Source organism: Geodermatophilus sp. SYSU D00965 (assembly GCF_054050075.1).
This window is the reverse complement of the sequence record NZ_JBJGYQ010000005.1, coordinates 54,576-76,315: the sequence shown is the minus strand read 5'-3', so window position 1 is coordinate 76,315 and position 21,740 is coordinate 54,576. Positions and strand designations below refer to the sequence as shown.

General features: G+C 70.2%; 29 protein-coding genes. 3 read left to right on the top strand and 26 right to left on the bottom strand.

Annotated elements, in window-relative coordinates:
- Positions 1–10: 10 nt before the first annotated feature.
- The 25 genes from rplO to rpsL form a co-directional block, all read right to left on the bottom strand.
- Entirely contained in the window at positions 11–454 is a 444-nt protein-coding gene (gene rplO, locus ACI789_RS06260) for a 50S ribosomal protein L15 (protein ID WP_457007187.1), read from the bottom strand.
- A gap of 13 nt (positions 455–467) precedes the next feature.
- Positions 468–647: a 50S ribosomal protein L30 gene (gene rpmD, locus ACI789_RS06255; protein WP_457007185.1), complete on the bottom strand. Its 180-nt coding sequence runs from the start codon at positions 645–647 to the stop codon at positions 468–470.
- 1 nt (position 648) lies between these two features.
- Complete coding sequence (rpsE, locus tag ACI789_RS06250) at positions 649–1,263, bottom strand: 30S ribosomal protein S5 (RefSeq protein WP_457007183.1); 615 nt, start codon at positions 1,261–1,263, stop codon at positions 649–651.
- A 37-nt stretch (positions 1,264–1,300) separates the two neighbouring features.
- On the bottom strand, positions 1,301–1,711 hold the full coding sequence (gene rplR / locus ACI789_RS06245) for a 50S ribosomal protein L18 (protein ID WP_456917519.1): 411 nt from the start codon (positions 1,709–1,711) through the stop codon (positions 1,301–1,303).
- On the bottom strand, positions 1,711–2,250 hold the full coding sequence (gene rplF / locus ACI789_RS06240; protein ID WP_456917520.1) for a 50S ribosomal protein L6: 540 nt from the start codon (positions 2,248–2,250) through the stop codon (positions 1,711–1,713). Before rplF ends, rplR begins: the two co-directional genes overlap by 1 nt.
- Positions 2,251–2,262: 12 nt before the next feature.
- Entirely contained in the window at positions 2,263–2,667 is a 405-nt protein-coding gene (gene rpsH, locus ACI789_RS06235) for a 30S ribosomal protein S8 (RefSeq protein WP_457007182.1), read from the bottom strand.
- Positions 2,668–2,824: 157 nt separating this feature from the next.
- The gene (locus ACI789_RS06230; RefSeq protein WP_012950469.1) at positions 2,825–3,010 is read right to left on the bottom strand and encodes a type Z 30S ribosomal protein S14; all 186 of its coding nucleotides are present in this window, start codon (positions 3,008–3,010) and stop codon (positions 2,825–2,827) included.
- A gap of 22 nt (positions 3,011–3,032) precedes the next feature.
- On the bottom strand, positions 3,033–3,617 hold the full coding sequence (gene rplE, locus ACI789_RS06225; RefSeq protein WP_457007181.1) for a 50S ribosomal protein L5: 585 nt from the start codon (positions 3,615–3,617) through the stop codon (positions 3,033–3,035).
- A gap of 5 nt (positions 3,618–3,622) precedes the next feature.
- On the bottom strand, positions 3,623–3,958 hold the full coding sequence (rplX, locus tag ACI789_RS06220; protein ID WP_456909084.1) for a 50S ribosomal protein L24: 336 nt from the start codon (positions 3,956–3,958) through the stop codon (positions 3,623–3,625).
- A gap of 2 nt (positions 3,959–3,960) precedes the next feature.
- Entirely contained in the window at positions 3,961–4,329 is a 369-nt protein-coding gene (rplN, locus tag ACI789_RS06215; protein WP_012950472.1) for a 50S ribosomal protein L14, read from the bottom strand.
- 232 nt (positions 4,330–4,561) lie between these two features.
- Positions 4,562–4,873: a 30S ribosomal protein S17 gene (gene rpsQ, locus ACI789_RS06210; protein ID WP_456917524.1), complete on the bottom strand. Its 312-nt coding sequence runs from the start codon at positions 4,871–4,873 to the stop codon at positions 4,562–4,564.
- On the bottom strand, positions 4,870–5,103 hold the full coding sequence (gene rpmC / locus ACI789_RS06205) for a 50S ribosomal protein L29 (protein WP_072919070.1): 234 nt from the start codon (positions 5,101–5,103) through the stop codon (positions 4,870–4,872). The genes rpsQ and rpmC overlap by 4 nt, the downstream gene beginning before the upstream one ends.
- On the bottom strand, positions 5,103–5,519 hold the full coding sequence (gene rplP, locus ACI789_RS06200; RefSeq protein WP_091362954.1) for a 50S ribosomal protein L16: 417 nt from the start codon (positions 5,517–5,519) through the stop codon (positions 5,103–5,105). Before rplP ends, rpmC begins: the two co-directional genes overlap by 1 nt.
- A gap of 3 nt (positions 5,520–5,522) precedes the next feature.
- A complete protein-coding gene (gene rpsC / locus ACI789_RS06195) occupies positions 5,523–6,437 on the bottom strand; it encodes a 30S ribosomal protein S3 (RefSeq protein ID WP_457007180.1) in 915 nt (304 codons plus the stop codon).
- On the bottom strand, positions 6,437–6,904 hold the full coding sequence (rplV, locus tag ACI789_RS06190; RefSeq protein ID WP_456917526.1) for a 50S ribosomal protein L22: 468 nt from the start codon (positions 6,902–6,904) through the stop codon (positions 6,437–6,439). The genes rpsC and rplV overlap by 1 nt, the downstream gene beginning before the upstream one ends.
- A gap of 22 nt (positions 6,905–6,926) precedes the next feature.
- The gene (gene rpsS, locus ACI789_RS06185; protein ID WP_089402109.1) at positions 6,927–7,208 is read right to left on the bottom strand and encodes a 30S ribosomal protein S19; all 282 of its coding nucleotides are present in this window, start codon (positions 7,206–7,208) and stop codon (positions 6,927–6,929) included.
- A 23-nt stretch (positions 7,209–7,231) separates the two neighbouring features.
- On the bottom strand, positions 7,232–8,065 hold the full coding sequence (rplB, locus tag ACI789_RS06180; RefSeq protein ID WP_387987748.1) for a 50S ribosomal protein L2: 834 nt from the start codon (positions 8,063–8,065) through the stop codon (positions 7,232–7,234).
- Positions 8,066–8,106: 41 nt separating this feature from the next.
- The gene (rplW, locus tag ACI789_RS06175; RefSeq protein ID WP_448610260.1) at positions 8,107–8,409 is read right to left on the bottom strand and encodes a 50S ribosomal protein L23; all 303 of its coding nucleotides are present in this window, start codon (positions 8,407–8,409) and stop codon (positions 8,107–8,109) included.
- Positions 8,406–9,191, bottom strand: coding sequence for a 50S ribosomal protein L4 (rplD, locus tag ACI789_RS06170; RefSeq protein ID WP_457007179.1), 786 nt, complete (start codon positions 9,189–9,191; stop codon positions 8,406–8,408). Before rplD ends, rplW begins: the two co-directional genes overlap by 4 nt.
- Positions 9,188–9,853 carry a 50S ribosomal protein L3 gene (gene rplC, locus ACI789_RS06165; protein ID WP_456917528.1) on the bottom strand — a complete coding sequence of 222 codons (666 nt, stop codon included), beginning with the start codon at positions 9,851–9,853 and terminating at the stop codon, positions 9,188–9,190. Before rplC ends, rplD begins: the two co-directional genes overlap by 4 nt.
- A gap of 15 nt (positions 9,854–9,868) precedes the next feature.
- Entirely contained in the window at positions 9,869–10,174 is a 306-nt protein-coding gene (gene rpsJ, locus ACI789_RS06160; protein WP_014742859.1) for a 30S ribosomal protein S10, read from the bottom strand.
- A gap of 165 nt (positions 10,175–10,339) precedes the next feature.
- Positions 10,340–11,533 carry an elongation factor Tu gene (gene tuf, locus ACI789_RS06155; RefSeq protein WP_457007178.1) on the bottom strand — a complete coding sequence of 398 codons (1,194 nt, stop codon included), beginning with the start codon at positions 11,531–11,533 and terminating at the stop codon, positions 10,340–10,342.
- Between the two features lie 89 nt (positions 11,534–11,622).
- Positions 11,623–13,722, bottom strand: coding sequence for an elongation factor G (fusA, locus tag ACI789_RS06150; protein ID WP_457007177.1), 2,100 nt, complete (start codon positions 13,720–13,722; stop codon positions 11,623–11,625).
- A gap of 102 nt (positions 13,723–13,824) precedes the next feature.
- Complete coding sequence (gene rpsG, locus ACI789_RS06145) at positions 13,825–14,295, bottom strand: 30S ribosomal protein S7 (RefSeq protein ID WP_456909101.1); 471 nt, start codon at positions 14,293–14,295, stop codon at positions 13,825–13,827.
- A gap of 1 nt (position 14,296) precedes the next feature.
- Complete coding sequence (rpsL, locus tag ACI789_RS06140; RefSeq protein ID WP_012950487.1) at positions 14,297–14,671, bottom strand: 30S ribosomal protein S12; 375 nt, start codon at positions 14,669–14,671, stop codon at positions 14,297–14,299.
- A gap of 574 nt (positions 14,672–15,245) precedes the next feature.
- On the opposite strand from rpsL, the gene ACI789_RS06135 reads away from it, so the two are divergent.
- The 3 genes from ACI789_RS06135 (at position 15,246) to ACI789_RS06125 (ending at position 17,676) form a co-directional block, all read left to right on the top strand.
- Entirely contained in the window at positions 15,246–16,223 is a 978-nt protein-coding gene (locus ACI789_RS06135; RefSeq protein ID WP_457007176.1) for a hypothetical protein, read from the top strand.
- A gap of 69 nt (positions 16,224–16,292) precedes the next feature.
- The gene (locus ACI789_RS06130; protein WP_457007175.1) at positions 16,293–16,508 is read left to right on the top strand and encodes a hypothetical protein; all 216 of its coding nucleotides are present in this window, start codon (positions 16,293–16,295) and stop codon (positions 16,506–16,508) included.
- 124 nt (positions 16,509–16,632) lie between these two features.
- Entirely contained in the window at positions 16,633–17,676 is a 1,044-nt protein-coding gene (locus ACI789_RS06125) for an LLM class F420-dependent oxidoreductase (protein ID WP_457007174.1), read from the top strand.
- A gap of 112 nt (positions 17,677–17,788) precedes the next feature.
- Here ACI789_RS06125 and ACI789_RS06120 read toward each other — a convergent pair whose 3' ends face one another.
- Entirely contained in the window at positions 17,789–21,694 is a 3,906-nt protein-coding gene (locus ACI789_RS06120; protein ID WP_457007173.1) for a DNA-directed RNA polymerase subunit beta', read from the bottom strand.
- Positions 21,695–21,740: the final 46 nt, after the last annotated feature.

Genomic DNA, 21,740 nt, shown 5'->3' with positions numbered 1-21,740 from the left:
GGGTCCTTGTTCAGATGCGGGTGGTGCTGCCCCCGGCCGCGGAGATCTTCTCCGCGGCGGACGCCGAGAACGCGTGCGCGTGCACGTGCACCTCGACACCGCCCAGGTCGCCGGTGCCGAGCACCTTCACCGGCTGGCCGCGGCGCACCGCGCCGGCCTCGGCGAGGGAGTCGGGGTTCACCGAGCCGCCCTGGGGGAACAGGGACGCGATCCGGTCGAGGTTGACGACCTGGAAGACGACCTTGTTCGGGTTCTTGAAGCCCGAGAGCTTCGGCAGCCGCATGTGCAGCGGCGTCTGCCCGCCCTCGAACCGCGCGGAGGTGTTGCCGCGCGCGCCGGTGCCCTTGGTGCCGCGACCGGCGGTCTTGCCCTTGGAGCCCTCACCGCGACCCACGCGGGTCTTCTTGGTGTGGGCGCCGGGAGCCGGACGCAGGTGGTGGACCTTCAGTGTCATAGCGAGTCTTTCCTCAGACTTCTTCGACGCGCACGAGATGCGGCACCGTCGCGACCATCCCGCGGATCTCGGGACGGTCCTCCTGGACGACCGAGTCGTTGATCCGCTTGAGGCCCAGCGACCGCAGCGTCTGACGCTGGTTCGGCTTGGTCCCGATGGCGGACCTGACCTGGGTGACCTTCAGTTGTGCCATGTCAGACCCCCTGGCCCGCACGGGCACGCAGCATGGCCGCCGGGGCGACGTCCTCGAGCGGCAGACCACGGCGAGCCGCGATCTCCTCGGGGCGGACGAGGTCCTTCAGCGCCTGCATGGTCGCGTGCACGATGTTGATCGGGTTGGAGGACCCGAGGCTCTTCGACAGCACGTCGTGGATGCCCGCACACTCGAGGACGGCGCGCACCGGACCACCGGCGATGACACCGGTACCGGGGCTGGCCGGCTTGAGCAGCACGACACCGGCAGCGGCCTCGCCCTGCACCGCGTGCGGGATGGTGCTGGCGATGCGCGGCACCTTGTAGAAGTGCTTCTTGGCCTCCTCGACGCCCTTGGCGATCGCCGCGGGCACCTCCTTGGCCTTGCCGTAGCCGACGCCCACGGTGCCGTCCCCGTCGCCCACGATCACCAGGGCGGTGAAGCTGAAGCGCCGACCGCCCTTGACGACCTTGGACACGCGGTTGATGGCCACCACGCGCTCGATGTAGTTGCTCTTCTCGGCAGGCGCGCCGCCGGGCCCCCGCCCGCCGTCACGACGGTCGCGGCGGTCGTTGCCGCCGCCGGCGCCGCCGCCGCGTCGCTGTGGTCCTGGCATCAGACGTCCCTCTCGATCTTGTTCGCGGTGTAGCTCATCAGAAGTCCAGGCCACCCTCACGGGCACCGTCGGCCAGCGCGGCGATCCGACCCTGGTAGCGGTTGCCACCCCGGTCGAACACGACCGCGGCGATACCGGCGGCCTTGGCCCGCTCGGCGACCAGCGCGCCCACCTGGCGGGCCAGGGTGGACTTGTCGCCCTCGGCGCTGCGCAGGCTCGGGTCGAGCGTCGAGGCGCTGACCAGGGTACGGCCGACGGTGTCGTCGACAACCTGCACGTGGATGTGCCGCGAGCTGCGCTTGACCACCATGCGCGGACGCTCCGGCGTGCCCGAGACGCGCTTGCGCAGCCGGGTGTGCCGGCGCAGGCGGGAGGTCCGCCGCGCGGTGCTGACGTCGGTGCCGACGGGCTTGTGCACCCGAGCAGCAGCCTTCTCGGTCTGTGCCATCACTTACCCGTCTTCCCGACCTTGCGCTTGACGACCTCACCCTGGTAGCGCACGCCCTTGCCCTTGTACGGGTCCGGACGGCGCAGCTTGCGGATGTTGGCCGCGACCTGGCCCACCTGCTGCTTGTCGATGCCCTCGACCCGCAGGCGGGTCGGCGACTCGACGGTGAAGGAGATGCCCTCCGGGGCACGCACCGGCACCGGGTGGCTGTAGCCCAGGGCGAACTCGAGGTCCGAGCCACGCGCCTGGACGCGGTAACCGACACCGACGATCTCGAGGGTCTTGCTGTACCCCGTGGTGACGCCGGTGATCATGTTGGCGATGAGGGTGCGCGACAGCCCGTGCAGGGCCCGGCTCTCCCGCTCGTCGTTGGGGCGCTGCACGCTCAGCACGCCGTCCTCGCCGCGGGCCACGGTGATGGGCGCCGCGACCGTGTGGCTGAGCGCGCCCTTGGGGCCCTTGACGTTGACCGTCTGGCCGTCGATGGCGACGTCCACGCCGCTGGGCACCGGAATCGGGAGTCGTCCGATCCGTGACATCTGCTCGTCCCCTTACCAGACGTAGGCGAGGACTTCCCCGCCCACGCCCTTCTTGTTCGCCTGCCGGTCGGTCAGCAGACCGGTCGAGGTGGAGATGATCGCCACCCCGAGGCCACCGAGCACCTTGGGCAGCGCGTTGGACTTGGCGTACACCCGCAGACCGGGCTTGGAGACGCGCCGGACACCGGCGATGCTCCGCTCACGGTTCGGGCCGTACTTGAGGTCGACCACCAGCTGCTTGCGCGCGGTGCCGTCCTGCTCGACCTCGTCGACCCGCCAGCCGGCGATGTACCCCTCCTGCTGGAGGATCTCCGCGATGTGCGTCTTCAACTTGGAGGACGGCATCGTCGTGGAGTCGTGGTACGCCTGGTTGGCGTTCCGGATCCGCGTGAGCATGTCCGCGATCGGGTCGGTCATCGTCATGGGTGTGTTGCCTCTCTCGCCGCGGTTCCTCACGCGGTGTGGCGCGGGCCTCTCGGCGATCGGTGGTGCTTCAGTGGTGGTGAGCTGCTGGGGTCGGCCCGCTACCGGGTCCCGCGCCGAGCGTGCGAGGCGTGCGGGGTAGCGGGGTCCTTCACCAGCTGGACTTGCTGACGCCCGGGAGCTCGCCGGCGTGGGCCATCTCCCGCAGGCAGATCCGGCACAGGCCGAACTTGCGGAAGACCGAGTGCGGACGGCCGCACCGCTGGCAGCGGGTGTAGCCGCGGACCGCGAACTTCGGCTTGCGGGCCGCCTTGTTGATCAGCGCCTTCTTTGCCATCTGTCTGTCTCCTCGCCCCGGCTCAGCGGGTGGTGGTCACGACGGGCTGGCCGGCGAACGGGAAGCCCAGCAGGCGGAGGAGCTCGCGACCCTCCTCGTCGTTCGTGGCGGTGGTGACCAGCGTGATGTCCATGCCGCGGGGACGGTCGATCTTGTCGACGTCGATCTCGCGGAACATCGACTGCTCGGTCAGCCCGAACGTGTAGTTGCCGTGACCGTCGAACTGCTTCGCGTTGAGGCCGCGGAAGTCACGGATGCGGGGCAGGGCCAGCGACAGCAGCCGGTCCAGGAACTCCCACATGCGGTCGCCGCGCAGGGTGACCTTGGCGCCGATCGGCATGCCCTCACGCAGCTTGAACTGCGCGATGGACTTGCGGGCGCGGACGACGGCGGGCTTCTGCCCGGTGATGGCGGTGAGGTCGCGGACCGCGCCGTCCATCAGCTTCGCGTCGCGGGTCGCCTCGCCGACGCCCATGTTGACGACGATCTTCGTCAGCCGCGGGATCTGCATGACGTTGTCGTAGTTGAACTCCGACTGCAGCGCCGGCGCGATGTCCGCGCGGTAGCGCTCGAGCAGGCGGGGCAGCTCACGGGTGGGTGCACTCATGTCGGTCAGAGGTCCTTACCGGTGCGCCGCGAGACCCGGATGCTGCGGCCTTCCTCGTCCTTGCGGTAACCGACCCGGGTCGGCTTGTCCTCGGAGTCGATCACCATCACGTTGCTGACGTGGATGGGAGCCTCCTGCGTGACGATCCCGCCCGACTGGGCGCCACGCTGGTTGGAGCTGATCCGGGTGTGCTTCTTGACCCGGCCGACGCCCTCAACGAGGACCTTCTGCTGCTTGGGGTAGGCGGCGATGACGCGGCCCTTGGCGCCCTTGTCCTTACCGGACAGCACCACGACGGTGTCGCCCTTCTTGACCTTCATCGAGGGGGTCTTCTCCGCCATGGTCACAGCACCTCCGGGGCGAGCGAGATGATCCGCATGAAGCGCTTGTCGCGGAGCTCCCGGCCGACGGGGCCGAAGATGCGCGTACCGCGCGGGTCGCCGCTGTCGCGGATGATGACCGCGGCGTTCTCGTCGAAGCGGATGTAGGAGCCGTCCGGACGACGACGCTCCTTCACCGTGCGCACGACGACGGCCTTGACCACGTCACCGCGCTTGACGCCGGCGCCGGGCAGGGCGTCCTTCACGGTGGCGACGATGACGTCGCCGATGCCCGCGTAGCGTCGCCCGGAACCGCCGAGCACCCGGATGCAGAGGATCTCCTTTGCCCCGGTGTTGTCGGCGACCCGCAGTCGCGACTCCTGCTGGATCACGTCCTACTCCTGATCTTTCGTGGTGACAGCCGGGCCGGATCGGTGAACCGGCTGTCCGATACCCACGTGCGGACGCACCGGCAGCGTCAGCCGCCGGTGCGTCCGAGGCACGGGTACCGGGATGCGGCGCACACCCGGAGGGCGCGCCAGTCGTCCAGCGTACCTGCTCTGCGGACGCTCCCCCGGAGGGGTGTTGGTCACTCGGCCCAGGTGCGGGCCGAGTGACCGACCATCACTTCGCCTTCTCGAGGACCTCGACCAGCCGCCACCGCTTGGTGGCCGACAGCGGTCGGGTCTCCATGATCTGCACGCGGTCACCGATGCCGGCGACCCCCTGCTCGTCGTGGGCCTTCAGCTTGCTCGTGCGACGGATGACCTTGCCGTAGAGGCCGTGCTTCACGCGGTCCTCGACCTCGACGACGATCGTCTTGTCCATCTTGTCGCTCACCACGAGGCCCTCGCGGACCTTGCGGTAGCCACGGCCGGCCAGGCCGGGGCCCGACGCTGCAGCAGTGTTCGGCTGCGCCGACTGGGGCTCGCTCATGCCACACCCTCGTTCGGGGCGACCGACAGGCCCAGCTCGCGCTCGCGCATGATCGTGTAGATCCGGGCGATGTCGCGGCGGACGGTCTGCAGCCGCCTGTTGTTGTCCAGCTGGCCGGTGGCCACCTGGAACCGCAGGTTGAACAGTTCTTCCTTCGACTCGCGCAACCGCGTGGCGAGCTCCTCGGCGGAGAGCTCACGCAGCTCGGGAGCGGTCAGACCGGCGGCCATCACACCTCTCCTTCGCGAGTGATGAAGCGGCACTTCATGGGCAGCTTGTGGATGGCGCGGCGCATGGCCTCGCGGGCCACCGGCTCGGCGACACCGGAGAGCTCGAACATGATGCGGCCGGGCTTGACGTTGGCCACCCACCACTCGGGCGAACCCTTACCGGAACCCATGCGGGTCTCGGCCGGCTTCTTGGTCAGCGGGCGGTCCGGGTAGATCGAGATCCACACCTTGCCGCCACGACGGATGTGCCGGGTCATGGCGATACGGGCCGACTCGATCTGCCGGTTGGTCACGTACGCCGGCTCGAGCGCCTGGATGGCGTACTCGCCGAAGTTGATGGCGGTGCCGCCCTTGGCACGACCCGAGCGGCTCGGGTGGTGCTGCTTGCGGTGCTTGACGCGCCGTGGGATCAGCACGTGTCAGCCCTCCGTGGTGTTCTGCGCGGCCGTGTTCTCGGCCGCAGCGGTCGCCTCGGTGCCCACGTTCTCGGCGACGGTCTGCTCGGGAGCGACCTCGCCGGACGTCGCGGCGACCGCGCTCTCGGTGGTGTCGACGGCGGGACCGGTCGAGGACTCGGCCGCAGCGCGACCGGCCTCGGTGCCGCCGGCGGTGGTGCCGGACGAGCCGGACCGGCGCGGACGCTGGGCCCGCTCACGGCGCTGCTGACGGGCCGCGAGGGCCTCGAGGGCCTCCCGCTCGGCACGCGAGCCGCTGACGTCGCCCTTGTAGATCCAGACCTTCACGCCGATGCGGCCGAAGGTGGTGCGGGCCTCGTAGATGCCGTAATCGATGTTCGCCCGCAGCGTGTGCAGCGGCACACGACCCTCGCGGTAGAACTCCGACCGGCTCATCTCCGTGCCGCCGAGGCGACCCGAGCACTGCACCCGGATGCCCTTCACCTGCGGGCTGCGCTGCGCTGACTGCATGGCCTTGCGCATGGCGCGACGGAAGCTCACCCGGCTGGAGAGCTGCTCGGCGACGCCCTGGGCGACCAGCTGCGCGTCGGACTCGGGGTTCTTGACCTCGAGGATGTTCAGCTGCACCTGCTTGCCGGTGAGCTTCTCCAGCTCGCCGCGGATGCGGTCGGCCTCCGCGCCGCGGCGGCCGATGACGATGCCCGGCCGGGCGGTGTGGATGTCGACGCGGACGCGGTCGCGGGTGCGCTCGATCTCCACCTTGGAGATCCCGGCCCGCTCCATCCCCTTGCTCATGAGCTTGCGGATGGCCACGTCTTCCTTGACGTAGTCCTTGTACAGCTTGTCGGCGTACCACCGGGACTTGTAGTCCGTGGTGATGCCCAGTCGGAACCCGTGCGGGTTGACCTTCTGACCCACTAGCGGGTCCCTCCCCTCGTGTTGCTGCTCTGCTGCTGGGTGGCCGGCCCGGACTGACCGGTGCGACGGCGCGCGGTGCGCGACTTGCCGGCCAGCTCGGCGTTCGCCGAGACCTCGGCGACCTCGACCGTGATGTGGCAGGTCCGCTTGTTGATCCGGTACGCGCGGCCCTGGGCCCGCGGACGGATGCGCTTGAGCGTCGGGCCCTCGTCGACGTACGCGGCGCTCACGACCAGCGCGGCCGGGTCCAGCCGCAGGTTGTGCTCGGCGTTGGCGACGGCGCTGGCGACGACCTTGAGCACCGGCTCGCTGGCGGCCTGCGGCGCGAAGCGCAGCAGGGCCAGCGCCTCGTCGGTCGGCAGGTAGCGGATGAGGTCCACCACCCGGCGTGCCTTCATGGGGGTGACGCGGACGAACCGGGCCGTAGCCCGGGCGACCGGCGCCTCCTGTCCCACCTGGGAAGTCATGTGGATTCTCTCTCTACCTGGTTCAGCCGCGCCGGGACCGGCGGTCGTCCTTGACGTGCCCACGGAACGTGCGGGTGGGCGCGAACTCGCCCAGCTTGTGCCCGACCATGGCCTCGGTCACGAACACCGGGACGTGCTTGCGACCGTCGTGGACGGCGATGGTGTGCCCGAGCATGTCGGGGATGATCGTCGAGCGGCGGGACCAGGTCCGGATGACGGTCTTGGTGCCCTTCTCGTTCTGCGCGTCCACCTTCTTGAGCAGGTGGTCGTCGACGAACGGGCCCTTCTTCAGGCTGCGTGGCATGTCTGTCGGACTCCTCTACCCGCTCAGCGCTTCTTGTTGGTGCGCCGGCGGCGCACGATCAGGGCGTCACTGGCCTTGCGCTTGCGCGTGCGGCCCTCCGGCTTGCCCTTCGGGTTCACCGGGTGGCGACCACCGGAGGTCTTGCCCTCACCACCACCGTGCGGGTGGTCCACCGGGTTCATGGCGACACCGCGGACGGTCGGGCGCTTGCCCTTCCACCGCATGCGGCCGGCCTTGCCCCAGTTGATGTTCGACTGCTCGGCGTTGCCCACCTCGCCGACGGTCGCGCGGCAGCGGACGTCGACGTTGCGGATCTCGCCCGACGGCATGCGCAGCTGCGCGAAGCGACCCTCTCGGGCGACCAGCTGGACGCTGGTGCCGGCCGAGCGGGCGATCTTCGCACCGCCACCGGGACGGAGCTCGATGGCGTGAACGACGGTGCCGACGGGGATGTTCCGCAGCGGGAGGTTGTTGCCCGGCTTGATGTCGGCCGAGGGACCGCACTCCACCGTGTCGCCCTGCTTCAGGCGGGCCGGCGCGATGATGTAGCGCTTCTCGCCGTCCGCGAAGTGCAGCAGCGCGATGCGCGAGGTGCGGTTCGGGTCGTACTCGATGTGCGCGACCTTGGCCGGCACGCCGTCCTTGTCGGCCCGGCGGAAGTCGATCACCCGGTAGGCGCGCTTGTGCCCGCCGCCCTGGTGCCGCGCGGTGACCTTCCCGTGGACGTTGCGCCCGCCGCGACCGTGCAGCGGCCGGACCAGCGACTTCTCGGGGTGGTCGCGGGTGACCTCGGCGAAGTCGGCGACGCTGGAGCCGCGGCGGCCCGGCGTCGTCGGCTTGTACTTGCGGATAGCCATTGCTGACTCAGTCCTCTATCTCTGGTCCGGCGGTCCCGGGCTCAGGCGCCCGGGCCCCCGAAGATCTCGATGCGGTCGCCCGGCGCCAGCGAGACGATGGCGCGCTTGGTGTCCTTGCGCTTGCCGAGCTTGTTGCCCCGGCTGCGCTTGCGCTTGCCCTGGCGGTTGATGGTGTTCACGCCGAGGACCTTCACGTTGAAGATCTGCTCGACCGCGATCTTGATCTGCGTCTTGTTCGCTTCAGGCAGGACGACGAACGTGTACTGGTTCTCGTCGAGCAGCCCGTAGCTCTTCTCCGAGATGACCGGGGACAGCAGGACGTCCCGGGGGTCGCGGACGCTCACGCCTTCTCCTCGGTGGTCTCGGTGGCGATGTCCAGGTCGGTGGTGCCCTCGACCGGCTGGATCGACGGGATGGCACCGGGGACGTCCGGCGTGGTCAGGTCGGGCTTCTCCACGCCCCGGCGCTTGCCGGTGGCCGGCCCGGCCACGAACTCGGCCAGCGCGGCCTCGGTGAAGACCACCTCGTCGGACACCAGCACGTCGTAGGTGTTGAGCTGGCCGGCCTCGATCAGGTGCACCTGCGGCAGGTTGCGCAGGCTGACCCAGTTGAGGACGTCCTCGCGGTCGAGCACGACCAGGACCCGCTTTGCGGTGGTGATCGCCTGGAGGGTGGCCTGCGCGGCCTTGGTCTTCGGGGCGTCGCCGTCCACGAAGGTGCTCACGACGTGCACGCGGTCCTCGCGGGCCCGGTCGGAGAGGGCGCCACGCAGCGCGGCGGCCTTCATCTTCTTCGGGGTCTTCTGCGAGTAGTCGCGCGGCTGCGGGCCGTGGACGGTGCCACCGCCCTCGAACTGCGGCGCACGGGTCGAGCCCTGGCGGGCGCGGCCGGTGCCCTTCTGGCGGTACGGCTTGGCGCCACCACCGCTGACCTGGCCGCGCGTCTTGGTCGCGTGCGTGCCCTGGCGGGCGGCGGCCAGCTGGGCCACCACGACCTGGTGCATGAGCGCGACGTTGGCCGACGCGTCGAAGAGCTCACCGGGCAGCGTCACGCTGCCGGAGGTCTCCCCGGCCGGGGTCCGGACGTCGACCTGGCGGTCGGACCGGGTCTGGGTCGACTGGGTCACTGGTTGTCACTCCCCACGGGGCCGCCCTTGACGGCCGAGCGGACGAGCACGAGGCCGCCCTTCGGGCCCGGGATCGCGCCCTTGATCAGCAGCAGCCCACGCTCGGCGTCCACCTTGTGCACGTTGAGCGAGAGGGTCGTCGTCTTCACCGCGCCCATGCGGCCGGCCATGCGCAGGCCCTTGAAGACGCGGCCGGGGGTCGACGCCCCGCCGATGGAACCGGGCGACCGGTGCTTGCGCTGGGTGCCGTGCGCGGCGCCCAGGCCGCGGAAGCCGTGCCGCTTCATGACACCGGCCGTGCCCTTGCCCTTGCTGGTGCCGATGACGTCGACCTTCGCGACGCCGTCGAAGACCTCGGCGGTCAGCTCCTGGCCGACCGTGTAGTTCGAGGCGTCCGAGGTGCGCAGCTCGACCAGGTGACGACGCGGCGTGACGCCCGCCTTGGCGAAGTGCCCGCCCTCGGGCTTGTTCACCTTGCGCGGGTCGATCTCACCGAACCCGAGCTGGACGGCGGAGTAGCCGTCGACCTCGGGGGTGCGCACCTGGGTCACCACACACGGGCCCGCCTTGACGACGGTCACCGGCACGATGCGGTTGTTCTCGTCGAAGACCTGGGTCATGCCCAGCTTCTCGCCGAGGAGACCACGGAATGTGCTCGCCATGTCTGCTGACTGCCCTTACTGGATGTTCACGTCGACCGAGGCCGGCAGGTCGATGCGCATCAGCGCGTCGACCGTCTTCGGCGTCGGGTCGAGGATGTCGATGAGCCGCTTGTGCGTGCGCATCTCGAAGTGCTCCCGCGAGTCCTTGTACTTGTGCGGCGAGCGGATGACGCAGTACACGTTCTTCTCCGTCGGCAGCGGCACCGGGCCGACGACGCGCGCACCGGTCTTGGTCACCGTGTCGACGATGCGCCGCGCCGAGGCGTCGATCGCCTCGTGGTCGTAGGCCTTCAGCCGGATGCGGATCTTCTGTCCCGCCATCGCTGTCTTCTGCTCCTGCCGATCGGTGTCTGTTCGTAGCTGGGGAACGCCGGGTGGTCCTGACCGCATCCGGTCTGGCCCCAGCGGGATGGGTGGCACTGCACACAGGCGGCCACCCGGGGACGGGCGGCGGCGCACACGTGCGCACCGCCGCCCGTCGGGGTGTTACTTGAGGATCTTGGTGACGCGACCGGCGCCGACGGTGCGGCCACCCTCACGGATGGCGAACCGCAGGCCCTCCTCCATGGCGATCGGCTGGATCAGCTCGACCGTCATCTCGGTGTTGTCGCCCGGCATGACCATCTCGGTGCCGGCCGGCAGGGTCACGACGCCCGTGACGTCCGTGGTCCGGAAGTAGAACTGCGGACGGTAGTTGTTGAAGAACGGCGTGTGACGGCCACCCTCGTCCTTCGAGAGGATGTAGACCGAACCCTCGAAGTTGGTGTGCGGGGTGATCGAGCCGGGCTTCACGACGACCTGGCCGCGCTCCACGTCCTCGCGCTTGATGCCGCGCAGCAGCAGACCGACGTTGTCGCCGGCCTGGCCCTGGTCGAGCAGCTTGCGGAACATCTCGACGCCGGTGACGGTGGTCTTGGTCGACGAGGAGCGGATCCCGACGATCTCGACCTCCTCGTTCACCTTGACGATGCCGCGCTCCACGCGACCGGTGACGACGGTGCCGCGACCGGTGATGGTGAAGACGTCCTCGACCGGCATGAGGAACGGCTTGTCGATCTCACGCTGCGGCTCGGGGATGGCGGTGTCGACGGCGGCCATCAGCTCCATGAGGGCGTCGCCCCACTTCGCGTCGCCCTCGAGGGCCTTCAGCGCGGAGACGCGCACCACGGGGACGTCGTCGCCCGGGAACTCGTACTCGCTGAGCAGCTCGCGGACCTCCAGCTCGACGAGCTCGAGGATCTCCTCGTCGTCGACCATGTCGGCCTTGTTGAGCGCCACGACGATGTAGGGGACGCCGACCTGGCGGGCCAGGAGGACGTGCTCCTTGGTCTGCGGCATCGGGCCGTCGGTCGCCGCGACCACCAGGATGGCGCCGTCCATCTGCGCCGCACCGGTGATCATGTTCTTGATGTAGTCGGCGTGACCGGGGCAGTCGACGTGCGCGTAGTGCCGGTTCTCGGTCTGGTACTCGACGTGGGCGATCGAGATCGTGATCCCGCGGGCCTTCTCCTCGGGCGCCTTGTCGATCTGGTCGAAGGCCGACGCCTCGTTGAGGTCCGGGTACTTGTCGTGCAGCACCTTGGTGATCGCCGCGGTCAGGGTGGTCTTCCCGTGGTCGATGTGCCCGATGGTGCCGATGTTGACGTGCGGCTTGGTCCGCTCGAACTTGGCCTTGGCCACTGGGTTCCTCTCCTCGTGGTCTCGCGTCGTGCGCGAACTCTGGGGTGGGCTTGCTGGGGCCCGGGCGGGGGGCTACCCCGCCCGGCAGGTCACTCGCCGGTCGCCTTGGCGATGATCTCCTTGGCGACGTTGGCCGGGACCTCGGCGTACGAGTCGAACACCATGGTGTAGCTCGCCCGCCCCTGGGTGCGGCTGCGCAGGTCGCCCACGTAGCCGAACATCTCCGAGAGCGGGACCAGGGCCCGGACGACGCGGGCGCCGGAGCGCTCCTCCATCGCCTGGATCATCCCGCGCCGGGAGTTCAGGTCGCCGATGACGTCGCCCATGTAGTCCTCGGGCGTGACGACCTCGACGGCCATCATCGGCTCGAGCAGGGCCGGGCTGGCCTTGCGCGCGGCCTCCTTGAAGACCATCGAGCCGGCGATCTTGAACGCCATCTCCGACGAGTCGACCTCGTGGTACTGACCGTCGATCAGGGTCGCCTTGACGCCCACGACCGGGTAGCCGGCGAGGATGCCGTACTGCATGGCGTCCTGCATGCCCTGGTCGACCGACGGGATGTACTCCTTCGGGATGCGACCACCGGTGACGGCGTTGACGAACTCGTAGGTGGCGGAGTCGCCGCTGATCTCCAGCGGCTCCAGGGTCACCTGGACCTTCGCGAACTGGCCGGACCCACCCGTCTGCTTCTTGTGGGTGTAGTCGACCTTCTCGACGGCCTTGCGGATCGTCTCGCGGTAGGCCACCTGGGGCTTACCCACGTTGGCCTCGACCTTGAACTCGCGCCGCATGCGGTCGACGAGGATCTCCAGGTGCAGCTCGCCCATGCCGGAGATGACCGTCTGGCCGGTCTCCTCGTCGAGGCGGACCTGGAAGGTCGGGTCCTCCTCTGCCAGCTTCTGGATGGCGGTGCCGAGCTTCTCCTGGTCGCTCTTGGTCTTCGGCTCGATGGCGACCGAGATGACCGGGGCCGGGAAGGTCATCGACTCCAGGATCACCGGCTTCTGCGGGTCGCAGAGCGTGTCACCGGTGGTGGTCTGCTTGAGGCCCACCACGGCGACGATCTGGCCGGCGCCCACGCCCTCGCGCTCCTCGCGCTTGTTGGCGTGCATCTGGTAGATCTTGCCGATCCGCTCCTTGCGGTCCTTGGTGCTGTTGAGCACCGGGGACCCGGAGGAGACCTTGCCGGAGTAGACCCGGACGTAGGTCAGCTTGCCGAGGTGCTGGTCGGTCTGGATCTTGAAGGCCAGCGCGGAGAACGGCTCGTCCTCGTCGGCGTGCCGGATGACCTCGGTCTCGCCGTCCAGCGCGGTGCCGACGATCGCCTCGATGTCCAGCGGGCTGGGCAGGTAGTCGACGACGGCGTCGAGCAGGGGCTGCACGCCCTTGTTCTTGAACGCCGTGCCGGTGAGGACCGGGTTGACCTGGGCCGAGATGGTGGCCTTGCGGATGGCCGCCTTCAGCCGCTCGACGGAGATCTCCTCGCCGCCGAGGTAGGCCTCCATGAGGTCGTCGTCGGTCTCGGCGATCGTCTCGAGCAGCTTCTCGCGGTACTCGGCGGCCTGGTCGGCGAGCTCGGCCGGGATCTCCTCGACCGAGTAGTCCTCGCCCATCTGGGTCTCGCCACGCCAGGTCAGCGCCCGCATCCCGACCAGGTCGACGACACCGATGAAGTCGGCCTCGGCACCGATCGGGAGCTGCAGCACCGCCGGGTTGGCGCCCAGGCGCTCGACCATCATGTCGACGCAGCGGAAGAAGTTCGCGCCGGTGCGGTCGAGCTTGTTGACGAAGCACATGCGCGGGACGCCGTACTTCTCCGCCTGCCGCCAGACCTGCTCGGTCTGCGGCTCCACGCCGGCGACACCGTCGTAGACCGCGACGGCACCGTCGAGCACCCGCAGCGACCGCTCCACCTCGACGGTGAAGTCGACGTGCCCGGGGGTGTCGATGATGTTGATGTCGTGGCCGTTCCAGGAGCACTTCGTCGCGGCGGACGTGATGGTGATGCCGCGCTCCTGCTCCTGCTCCATCCAGTCCATCGTGGCCGCGCCGTCGTGGACCTCACCGATCTTGTAGTTGATACCGGTGTAGAAGAGGATGCGCTCGGTCGTCGTGGTCTTGCCGGCGTCGATGTGCGCCATGATCCCGATGTTGCGGGTCTTGGCGAGGGTGGCCTGGGTGTCGGCCATTCGTCTCTCCTCTTTGGTTCGCTGTGCGCGTGCGGGTGGTCCAGGGGTTGGCCCGGACCACCCGCGGGCCGCGGGGGCTGGCGGAGCCAGCCGGGATGGCGCTTACCAGCGGTAGTGCGCGAAGGCCTTGTTCGACTCGGCCATCTTGTGGGTGTCCTCGCGGCGCTTGACCGCGGCACCGAGGCCGTTGCTCGCGTCGAGCAGCTCGTTCATCAGCCGCTCGGTCATCGTCTTCTCACGGCGCGCCCGGCTGTACTGGATCAGCCAGCGCAGGCCCAGCGTCGTGCTGCGCGAGGCGCGGACCTCGACCGGGACCTGGTAGGTCGCACCACCGACGCGGCGGCTGCGGACCTCGAGGGCCGGCTTGACGTTGTCCAGCGCGCGCTTGAGGGTGACCACCGGGTCGGTGTCGGTCTTGGTGCGGCAGCCCTCGAGGGCGCCGTAGACGATCGACTCGGCGACCGAGCGCTTGCCGTCGACGAGCACCTTGTTGATCAGCTGGGTCACCAGAGGCGACTGGTACACCGGGTCGGCGACCAGCGGCCGGCGCGGCGCGGGGCCCTTGCGCGGCATGTCAGCTCTTCTCCTTCTTCGCGCCGTACCGGCTGCGAGCCTGCTTGCGGTTGCGGACACCCTGGGTGTCGAGCGAGCCGCGGATGATCTTGTAACGCACGCCGGGCAGGTCCTTCACGCGACCGCCGCGCACGAGCACCATCGAGTGCTCCTGCAGGTTGTGACCGACACCGGGGATGTAGGCGGTCACCTCGATGCCACTGGTGAGGCGGACACGAGCGACCTTGCGCAGCGCCGAGTTCGGCTTCTTCGGCGTCGTCGTGTACACGCGGGTGCACACGCCACGACGCTGAGGGGAGCCCTTCAGCGCCGGGGTCTTGGTCTTCTCGACCTTGTCCTCGCGGCCCTTGCGGACCAGCTGGTTGATCGTGGGCATGGGTGGCCTGGATCTCCTACCTGCGCTGGGTCGTGCTGTGGATGGTGCTCTGCTCTGGCGTACTCGGGGTGCCGGTCCTGCTGGGGTCGTACCCGGGCCGGCCCGCCAACCACCACCGGTCCCCGCGGTCGGGCGTGTCGCCGTCCCCAGGACCGGCCGGCGAGGTCTACCGGATCGGTCGCCCCCCGCGACTCGGCGCCACCACCTTGTCGGCAGGCGCACCGCGAACGGGAGCAGGCCCAGGGCACCCTGGGCACGGCTGACCACGATACCCGTGTGCCGGAGACCGGTCAAAGCCGGGTCCGCCACATGTCGACAGGCGAGGGTCAAGCCACCCGCCGGGTCCGTACGCCCTGGTCAACACCTCTGCCGGCCGGGGTGTTCCCTCGGACGGGGGCGGACCGGACGGCGGGGCCGGCGGTGCGGCGACTGTACCGGCTGCCTGCCGACCGCCGGCCACTGCGACGCGCGACACCCCGCGACGCCGACGGCCCCGGGGGGCGGCGCACCGGCTGTCGTACCCCGGCCCTACGGTCGGTGTCAGGACGCCCACCGACCGCCACCGGAGGATGCCGTGCACGTCGACCTGGCCCGCGAGCTGAAGACCCACCTGGCCGCGCGCCTGGCCGAGACCGGGGGGCGGGTCACCGCCAGCGACGTCGCCGGGCCCCGCGGCTGGGCGCGGCCGGCCCTCGGCCTGGCACCCATCGGCCCGGAGCAGGCCCACCTGGCCATCCGGCTGGCGGTCAAGGACGACGCCGACGTCCTGCTGGCCGGCCTGGACGACGCCGTGCTCGACGAGATCGACGTCCGCGTGATCGGACCGGTGCGGGCGCTGTCCTCCCCCACGCCCGACCAGTTGCAGCGCCGGACCCGCCCGCTGTACCCGGGGCTGTCCGTGGCCCACGCCGCGGTGACGGCGGGGACGCTGGGCGGCTTCGTGCGGGTGGACGGGCGACTGGCGCTGCTGTCCAACAACCACGTCCTGGCCGCCAGCGGGGCCGCCTCGCTCGGCGACCCGGTGCTGCAGCCGGGTCCGGCCGACGGCGGCGTGCTCCCCACCGACCGGGTGGGCTCCCTGGCGGCCTTCGTCCGGTTCCGGGGCGACGGCGGGACCAACCTGGTCGACGCCGCCGCCGCGGTCCTCGACCCCGAGGTGCCGGCCGAGCCCGGCCGGCTCCCGGGTGGCCCGCTCGCCGACGAGGCGCCGGACACCGACGACGTCGACCCCGACGAGCGAGTGGAGAAGGTCGGCCGCACAACCGGGCACACGCTCGGCCGGATCACCGCCGTCGAGGTCGACGGGGTGACCGTGCAGTACGACGACGCGGTGCACACCTTCGACGACCAGGTCGAGGTCGAGGGGCTCAGCGGGGGGTTCAGCGCGGGCGGTGACAGCGGGTCGGTGATCTGGCGGAGCTCGGACCGGGCGCCGATGGGCCTGCTGTTCGCCGGCAGTGAGACCGGCGGCCGCAACGGCGGCGGCGTCACCTACGCCAACCCCATGGCCACGGTGCTGGAGCTGCTCGACCTGGAGTGGGTCCCCGCCTGACTTGCCGGCCCTCGGCCCCGCAGGGTCCTCCTACTGTCGCGCCGGGCTGATCGGGGGCACCATGGGGCCATGACCGACCGCGCCTCCGCCCGAGCCGCCAAGAGCGCCCTCAGCGCGCGACTGGCCGCCGACCCCGGGGTCGTGGGCGTGGGCCTGGCCCGGGGCGAGAGCGGCTACGTGGTGAAGGTGAACCTGGCCGACGCGCGCGCGGCCAGCCGGGTCCCCGGCGACGTGGACGGCGTCCGCGTCGTCACCGAGGTCGTCGGGGTGGTCCGCGCCGTCTGACGGAGGCCCCTCTCCCCGCCCCGCGAGCGCGGGGCGGACCCCGGACGGAGCCACCGCCGCTCGTCCCTGCCGATACGGTCGGCCGCGGGCGCCGACGACGGCGCCGCCGACCTGAGGAGTGGACGTGCGCATCGGCATCCAGGCCAGCTACAGCGGCGGGTTCCGCGAGACCGCCGCGGAGATTCGCGACCTCGAGTCCGCCGGGCTCGACCTCGCGATGGTGGCGGAGGTCTACACCTTCGACGCGGTGAGCCAACTGGGCTACCTGGCCGCGGTGACCGAGCGCGTCGAGCTGATGAGCGGCATCTTCCCCATCTACAGCCGCACCCCGGCCCTGACCGCGATGACCGCGGCCGGGCTGGACTTCGTGTCCGGCGGCCGGTTCACCCTCGGCCTGGGCGCGTCCGGCCCGCAGGTGATCGAGGGCTGGCACGGCGTCCCCTACGACGCCCCGCTGCAGCGCACCCGCGAGATCGTGGAGATCTGCCGGCAGGTGTGGCGCCGCGACCGGCTGGTCCACGACGGGCCGAAGTACACCGTCCCGCTCCCCGCCGAGCAGGGCACCGGCCTGGGCAAGCCGCTCAAGCTGATCAACACCCCGGTGCGCGAGCGGATCCCGGTCCTGCTGGCCGCCCTGGGCCCGAAGAACGTCGAGCTGGCCGCGGAGATCGCCGAGGCCTGGGAGCCGATCTTCTTCGTGCCGGAGAAGGCGGCCTCGGTGTGGGGCGAGTCCCTGGCCGCGGGGCGGGCCAAGCGCGACCCCGCGCTCGGGGACCTGCAGGTGGTGACCGGCGTCCCGGTCGCCGTCGGAGAGGACGTCGAGGGGCTGCTCGACGCCGTGCGGCCGCAGCTGGCCCTCTACATCGGCGGCATGGGCGCCCGCGGCAAGAACTTCTACAACGACCTGGCCCGTCGCTACGGGTACGAGGAGGAGGCCCGCGCCGTCCAGGACCTCTACCTCGACGGCAAGAAGGACGAGGCGGCCGCGGCGGTGCCCGACGAACTGGTGCGGGCGACGTCGCTCATCGGGCCGGAGTCCCACGTCGCCGAGCGGGTCGCCGCCTTCCGCGAGGCCGGCGTGACGACGCTGATGCTGCAGCCGCTCGACGCCAGTCCCGAGGGCCGGCTCCGGACCGTCGAGACGATGCGCCGGATCGCGGACCGGTAGAGGGCCCGAGTTCCGTCACGTGACGGCAGGTCGTCGGCTGGACGGGGACGGCAACGAGAAGGGCCCCGCAGATCTCGCGATCTGCGGGGCCCTTCTCATACACGAGCGTGGATCAGCCTCGCCAGTCGTACTCCTCGAGGCGGACGGCCTCGCCCGAACCCTGCCCGAAGACGTCCGGGCTGTAGTACTGCCCGTCGTCGTACCCGGCCATCGTGTAGACGGCGGCGCGGGCCTCCTCGGTCGGCTCGACCGTGATGTTCCGGTAGCGGCTGATCCCGGTACCGGCCGGGATCAGCTTCCCGATGATCACGTTCTCCTTGAGGCCGAGCAGGCTGTCGCTCTTGCCCTGGATCGCGGCGTCGGTGAGCACCTTGGTCGTCTCCTGGAAGGAGGCGGCCGACAGCCACGACTCGGTCGCGAGCGAGGCCTTGGTGATGCCCATGAGCACCGGGCGGGCCGAGGCCGGCTCGCCGCCCTCGGCGACGACCCGGCGGTTCTCGGTCTCGAACAGCGTCCGCTCGACCAGCGCACCGGGCAGGAACTCCGTCGCGCCCGAGTCGATGATGGTCACCCGCTTGAGCATCTGCCGGATGATCACCTCGATGTGCTTGTCGTGGATCGACACACCCTGGCTGCGGTAGACCTCCTGGACCTCGCGGACCAGGTGCAGCTGCACCTCGCGCGGGCCCATGATCCGCAGCACCTCGTGCGGGTCGACCGCACCCTCGGTGAGCTGCTCGCCGACCTCGACGTGGCCGCCGTCCTCGACGCGCAGCCGCGACCGGCGCGACAGCTTGTCGTAGACGACCTCGTCGGAGCCGTCGTCCGGCGTGATCGTGAGCTTGCGGAACTGCTCGCCGTCCTCGATGCGGACCCTGCCGGCCAGCTCGGCGATCGGCGCCTTGCCCTTGGGGACGCGGGCCTCGAAGAGCTCCACCACACGCGGCAGACCGTGGGTGATGTCCTCACCCGCGACACCACCGGTGTGGAAGGTGCGCATCGTCAGCTGGGTGCCGGGCTCACCGATCGACTGGGCGGCGATGATGCCGACCGCCTCGCCGACGTCCACCAGCTTGCCGGTCGCCAGCGAGCGGCCGTAGCAGGTGGCGCAGGTGCCGAGCAGCGACTCACAGGTCAGGACGCAGCGGACCTTGACCTCCGCGACGTTGGCGTCGACCAGCTGGCCGATCAGCACGTCGCCGAGGTCCTGGCCGGCCTGCGCGATCAGCGTGCCGTCCTCGGCCACCACGTCGGCGGCCAGGGAGCGGGCGTACACGCTGGTCTCGACGTGGGCGTCCCGGGTGAGCTGACCGTCGATCACGGTCGCGATCGGCATGATCACGCCGCGCTCGGTGCCGCAGTCCTCCTCGCGGATGATGACGTCCTGGGAGACGTCGACCAGCCGGCGGGTGAGGTACCCGGAGTCCGCCGTCCGCAGCGCGGTGTCGGCCAGACCCTTGCGGGCACCGTGCGTGGAGATGAAGTACTCCAGCACGGACAGACCCTCCCGGAAGTTGGCCTTGATCGGCCGCGGGATGATCTCGCCCTTCGGGTTGGCGACCAGACCACGCATACCGGCGATCTGGCTGATCTGCATCATGTTGCCTCGGGCGCCCGAGTTGACCATGACCCAGACCGGGTTGGTGGTCGGGAAGTTGTCCACCATCGCCTGGGAGACCTCGGCCCGCGCGCGGGTCCAGATCTCGATCAGCTCGCCACGACGCTCGGCGTCGGTGATGACACCGCGCTCGTACTGGCGCTCGATCTGCCGGGCCTCGGCCTCGTGCCGGTCGAGGATCTCCTGCTTGGCCGGCGGGGTGACGACGTCGTCGATCGCGATCGTGACGCCGGACCGGGTGGCCCAGCGGAAACCGGCCGACTTGAGGGCGTCCAGCGTCGCCGCGACCTGCACCTTGGGGTAGCGCTCGGCGAGGTCGTTGACGATCGCCCCGAGCTCCTTCTTCGGCACCTGGTAGTTGACGAAGCGGTAGTCCTCGGGCAGGGCCTCGTTGAACAGCACCCGGCCCAGGCTGGTCGAGACCAGCGCCGGCGCACCCGGGGTCCAGTCCTCCGGCTGCTCCCACGGCTCGTTGACCTTGCCGTTGTCGACGCCGAACACCTCGTCGAGGCGGATCAGCGCCCGCTCCTGCAGGCCCAGCGCACCCTGGTCGAAGGCCATGATCGCCTCGGCCGTCGACCCGAACGCCGCCGGCTTGCCGCCGTCGGCCTCGTGCCGGCTGGGCACCAGGGTGGTCAGGTGGTACAGGCCCAGCACCATGTCCTGGGTCGGCGCGGTGATCGGGCGACCGTCGGCCGGGGACAGGATGTTGTTCGACGACAGCATGAGGATCCGGGCCTCGGCCTGGGCCTCCGCCGACAGCGGCAGGTGCACCGCCATCTGGTCACCGTCGAAGTCCGCGTTGAACGCGGTGCAGACCAGCGGGTGGATCTGGATGGCCTTGCCCTCGACCAGCTGCGGCTCGAAGGCCTGGATGCCCAGACGGTGCAGGGTCGGCGCGCGGTTGAGCAGCACCGGGTGCTCGGTGATGACCTCCTCGAGCACGTCCCACACGACCGGCCGCGCGCGCTCCACCATCCGCTTGGCGGACTTGATGTTCTGCGCGTGGTTGAGGTCGACCAGCCGCTTCATGACGAAGGGCTTGAACAGCTCCAGGGCCATCTGCTTGGGCAGACCGCACTGGTGCAGCTTCAGCTGCGGGCCGACGACGATGACCGACCGGCCCGAGTAGTCGACGCGCTTGCCGAGCAGGTTCTGGCGGAACCGGCCCTGCTTGCCCTTGAGCAGGTCCGACAGCGACTTGAGCGGGCGGTTGCCCGGGCCGGTGACCGGCCGGCCGCGACGGCCGTTGTCGAACAGCGCGTCGACCGACTCCTGCAGCATCCGCTTCTCGTTGTTCACGATGATCTCGGGCGCGCCGAGGTCGAGCAGACGCTTGAGCCGGTTGTTCCGGTTGATCACGCGGCGGTACAGGTCGTTCATGTCACTGGTCGCGAAGCGGCCACCGTCGAGCTGCACCATCGGGCGCAGGTCCGGCGGGATGACCGGGACGCAGTCCAGCACCATGCCCATGGGCGAGTTGCGGGTCTGCTGGAAGGCCGCGACCACCTTGAGCCGCTTGAGGGCCCGCAGCTTGCGCTGCCCCTTGCCGCTGCGGATGGTCTCGCGCAGCGAGGCGGCCTCGGCGTCGAGGTCGAAGTCGGCGAGCAGCTTCTGCAGCGCCGCGGCACCCATGCCGCCCTCGAAGTACTCGCCGAACCGGTCGCGCAGCTCGCGGTAGAGGCCCTCGTCGGCGATGAGCTGCTTGACCTCGAGCTTGCGGAAGGTGTCGAGCACCTCCTCGAGGCGGTCGATCTCCCGCTGGGCGCGGTCGCGCAGCTGGCGCATCTCGCGCTCGCCGCCCTCACGCACCTTGCGGCGGACGTCGGACTTGGCGCCCTCGGCCTCGAGCTCGGCGAGGTCGGCCTCCAGCTTCTGCTGGCGGGCCTCCACGTCGGCGTCCCGGCGGGTCTCGAGGTTGTGCTTCTCCGCGCTGATCTCGGCCTCGATGGTCGGGAGGTCGCGGTGGCGCGCCTCCTCGTCGACCGAGGTGATCAGGTAGGCCGCGAAGTAGATGATCTTCTCGAGGTCCTTGGGCGCCAGGTCGAGCAGGTACCCCAGGCGCGAGGGGACGCCCTTGAAGAACCAGATGTGGGTGACCGGCGCGGCCAGCTCGATGTGGCCCATCCGCTCGCGGCGGACCTTGGCCCGGGTCACCTCGACGCCGCAGCGCTCACAGATGATGCCCTTGAACCGGACCCGCTTGTACTTGCCGCAGTAGCACTCCCAGTCCCGCGTGGGACCGAAGATCTTCTCGCAGAAGAGACCGTCCTTCTCCGGACGCAGCGTCCGGTAGTTGATGGTCTCGGGCTTCTTCACCTCACCGTGGCTCCACTGGCGGATGTCGTCGCCGGTGGCCAGACCGATGCGGAGCTCGTCGAAGAAGTTGACGTCGAGCACTGAGTGGACCCCTTTCCCGGGGCTCGGTTACTGCACTTCTTGCTGA